This window comes from Streptomyces lancefieldiae (genome assembly GCF_031845825.1).
GTDB classification, from domain to species: domain Bacteria; phylum Actinomycetota; class Actinomycetes; order Streptomycetales; family Streptomycetaceae; genus Streptomyces; species Streptomyces lancefieldiae.
Genome location: NZ_JAVRFH010000158.1, coordinates 1 through 3,359 on the forward strand (window position 1 = coordinate 1; position 3,359 = coordinate 3,359).

General features: G+C 68.4%; 3 protein-coding genes and 1 pseudogene. All 4 read right to left on the reverse strand.

The window, feature by feature from the left end; genetic code table 11:
* Positions 1-141: 141 nt before the first annotated feature.
* The 4 genes and pseudogenes from RM812_RS41100 to RM812_RS41115 all read right to left on the reverse strand — a co-directional run bounded on the left by RM812_RS41100 (position 142) and on the right by RM812_RS41115 (position 2,843).
* Positions 142-696 (reverse strand): annotated as a pseudogene (locus RM812_RS41100) (hypothetical protein).
* A gap of 532 nt (positions 697-1,228) precedes the next feature.
* Positions 1,229-1,837, reverse strand: a complete 609-nt coding sequence (locus RM812_RS41105; RefSeq protein WP_311585974.1) for a hypothetical protein — start codon at positions 1,835-1,837, stop codon at positions 1,229-1,231.
* Positions 1,838-2,028: 191 nt separating this feature from the next.
* Positions 2,029-2,652: a hypothetical protein gene (locus tag RM812_RS41110; RefSeq protein ID WP_311585976.1), complete on the reverse strand. Its 624-nt coding sequence runs from the start codon at positions 2,650-2,652 to the stop codon at positions 2,029-2,031.
* A 2-nt stretch (positions 2,653-2,654) separates the two neighbouring features.
* Positions 2,655-2,843 (reverse strand): hypothetical protein, encoded by a 189-nt coding sequence (locus RM812_RS41115; RefSeq protein WP_311585978.1) that lies wholly within the window; start codon positions 2,841-2,843, stop codon positions 2,655-2,657.
* Between the last annotated feature and the right edge of the window lie 516 nt (positions 2,844-3,359).

Here is a 3,359-nt window from a genome sequence, read left to right on the forward strand (position 1 = left end):
GCTACGTCAGGGGGCAGGAGACCCACCGGAACTCGGTGCGCTACTCGCTGCGACTCGTGACCGTCGCACGCCGTCCTGACGTCATGCCGCCGCCCGCCCGGACCTGGGTCGCCGCGTTACGCCGACTCAGGGGGTGTGGGGTTAGTCGTTGCCGATCCGCCAGGCCCAGTCGGAGAGGGCGGCGAAGTCGTGGTGCTGCAGCCCCTTGCGTGGGTCGACGCGGTGAAGGAGCGCGGGGCCGCTGTGATTTCGAGCGACGTAGTCGCGGTCGACATCCGCGATTTGATCATCGACCCACGCGAAGGGGCGACCTGCCGCATATTGGACGACCGTCCATGTTTTCACGTAGGTACCGTCAGGGCGGATAGTGAATTGGTCGTCAAACTCGATGACGGGAAAGTCGTGTTCACGTGGCAGACCGATACGCCAACCGATCCACTCGTTCGCGTCGTGCTCCCAGGTGGTGGCCTAGACCAGATCGAAAGGTAGCGCCATCAGGGCCGAGCCGTGTGTGGGGTTGAGCCATACACGAAGGGGCCTGATTCGATTCTCAGGCACCCCCGGGTGCTGAGAAATCCAGTTATCCGGCTTGAGGCGGCGTGTTTGATAGCCGGGCGGTCGTCGGTGTGGCTTTGCGTCGAATGGGTTCAGTGGTCCGTCGACATCGAGCACCAGCAAAGGCCGGGGACGAGGCAATTTAGCGATTCCTTCGGGGTTGCGTAAGGCGTTGTCGGTCGAATGGCAACGTAGAGGCGCTCCTGGCGGGACTCGAACCCGCGCCGAGTAGGTGGGCTTGGACAACGCGCTTCCCTGCCGGGGGTTCGAAACTGCTCGCGCGGTTTCTCGTTGAGGTTCCCCAACCCTGGAGCTTTTGGCTGGCCAGGGCCCGGTCCCGGTGCATCCGCAACCGTCCCACCGTGTCGTCGTTCCGTTTTACGACCGCTCTTCCTTCTGAGCTACAGGAGCCTGACTGCAATCGTCACACTACGGTATTAAATCCAATTATGCAACTTGCGGAGGTGGGAGTCCTCCGCTGTCGCCGCCCGCGACGGGGGGCGTCGGGAGGCGGACATGGACTTCGCAGCCGCAGGCGACGACGTCAGATCCCCCAGGAGTGACCGGAGGCCCTCGACGGTGCCGCAGAACTCGGCGAGGAACTGGACCTGAGCCGTCGCCCCCTGATTGTTCACGCTGCTCGCCAGCGCGTCGGCCGCCTCATGAACTTCCTCTAAGCGTCCGCGTCGCTCGACTCCGGGTGCGCGCCGCCGTTGTACTCGTCGGCCCCGTCCTCGTTGGCCGCGTCGTACACGGCTTCGTCGAGGTCGCCTTCCCCGATGCCGAACTCAGCCACCAGGGCTTCGGCTTCCTCCTCGGAGATGACAGACTGAGGCTCGTCCTCGGCCGGTGGCGTCACGTCCATCCGAAGGGCGCGTCGCGTAACGGTCCGGCGGCTCTCCACCCGCCACACGTGCCAGCCGGCGGCCTGGAACGCCGCGGCGACGCCGTCCAGGGCCTGGTTCCGGGCGGCCCGCACGCTCCGGGTGTTCCGCGTCCGCATACCTCGCTCGTCCTGTGCCCCATTGATGAACCAGACGACTTCCAGCGTCCGGCCCGCCCCCTGCCACACGAACGCGCCCTGGGGCCCCTGCGCGCTGTGCCACTCCCGGTAGAGCATCTTCCGGCCCGGCACCGTCGCCAGCGTCACACCGCCCGCCCGTAGCACCCCCAGCGCTGCGACGACCGCCGGCTCCTGCGCATACTCGGGCAGCGTGCCCACCGCGTCCGGCTCCGCTCCGCTGCTCGGCCCCTCCGCCACGGGGGACGTCGTACTACGCATCAAGTGGTCCTCTCTCAACAGGATGACGGCGAGCTCGTGCCCGTCGCCGTTCGATGGTCTGGTGCTCAGGGTTGGCCTGGGCTCCGGGTATGAAGCAGTGGCCCAGGTGCAGCTGCGACGGCTGGCGTAGCGGGGCTTGGTGAGCTCCACGCCATGCCCCTGACCGCGCCGCCCCGTCTCCGGACGATTGATCAGTTGCCTTGCTGCGACGTGTAGTGGAAGTGGGCGTAGGTGATCGCGTCGGGCCAGACGCCGAGCGCGCGCAGATACTTTCGGAGGGCATCGTCCTTGGTGCGCCCGGTGACGCGGATCGGCTTGCGGCCGTCGTGGCCGCACGCGTCGTCCACGTACCAGCCGGTGGCACGGCCAGCAGCGTTGAGGGTGCGCCCCAGAGTGCCCTGGGGTTGCTTGGGGGAGCGGGTGCCCTGGGGTTGCTTGGGGGAGCGGGTGCCCTGGGGGACGGTCACGACACCGTTGCCCGGCTTGGTCAGGGTGACCTCGACTACAGCGAGACGGCCTGTGGCTTCCAGGTGCAGTCGCATCACCTGGTCGACTGCGACAGCCGGGACGGCGCTGCCCCAGTGGTTGGCTCGGCCGTCTGGGAGATCCTTCAAGTGCGCCTCGTACAAGGCAAGTCCTGTGTCGGTCACGTGCAGGTCGTACGGGCTGCTCCTCGTCGCGAGCAGGCCACAGGCGACGGCGTCGTCGAGGTGAACCCCCAAGCCCATCGGGGTGATGTGCTTGATCGGGTCGCCTTCAGCGGCTCCCTTGACCAGGGCAAGGATGTGCGTGGGGCTGGCGACGAACTGGGTCACGTTCAGTCTTCCTTCTCAAGGGCGTGGCGCCAGGCTTGCTTCTCGGCCGCTCGTGCCTGACGCCGTTCGATGGCCTGGTGCCAGCCGCGTGGAGGGGCGGAGAAGTAGTAGCAGGTGCAGCCGCGACTGCCGGCGTAGCGGCAAGGGTGACCGGCGTGGCGGCGTACGGACTTGGCGAGCATGCGTGCCACCGGGGTGCTCCCGTCGGGTCTGTGCTGGGGCTGTTGGATTGCTTGATGCCGTAAACACTACCGTAGTAAATCCACTTAAGCAAGTTTCATCTGTCTGGGGCGTGCCCGTGCACGCCGCCGTCCCTGGCGCCCCCCGGCGCGCGGACCGCTCACGCCTGCCGCCGCCTGCGCCGCCCCGTCCGCCGGTCCGGCTGTCACGCGCCGGTGCCGCCCTGGGATGTTCGGGGTTGTTCGCTGGATAGCGCCGCCCGAGGGCCATGCTCCGAGCTTCCTGGCCCAGGAGCGCCGACCGGCCCGGTTCCTGGCCGCCGCTCTGCGGCTGCGACCCCTGCCGGCCGTGCCATCGGGCCCTCCGGGCCGCGTGTCACCGGGGCCTCTGTCCGTGATTCTGCGGTCCGGCCGCGTGTCCGGTCCGGTCGCCCGGTCGCCGAGCCCCGCCGCAGCCCTCGGCCGCCCGCGCCGCTGTCCGGGGAACTCGCGCCTGTGGCGGCCCGGCCGACCGCGCGTCGCAGTCCG

Excerpts from the sequence above, each read along its gene's own strand:
- RM812_RS41105 (WP_311585974.1), bottom strand. The coding sequence starts at position 1,837 with ATGCGTAGTACGACGTCCCCCGTGGCGGAGGGGCCGAGCAGCGGAGCG.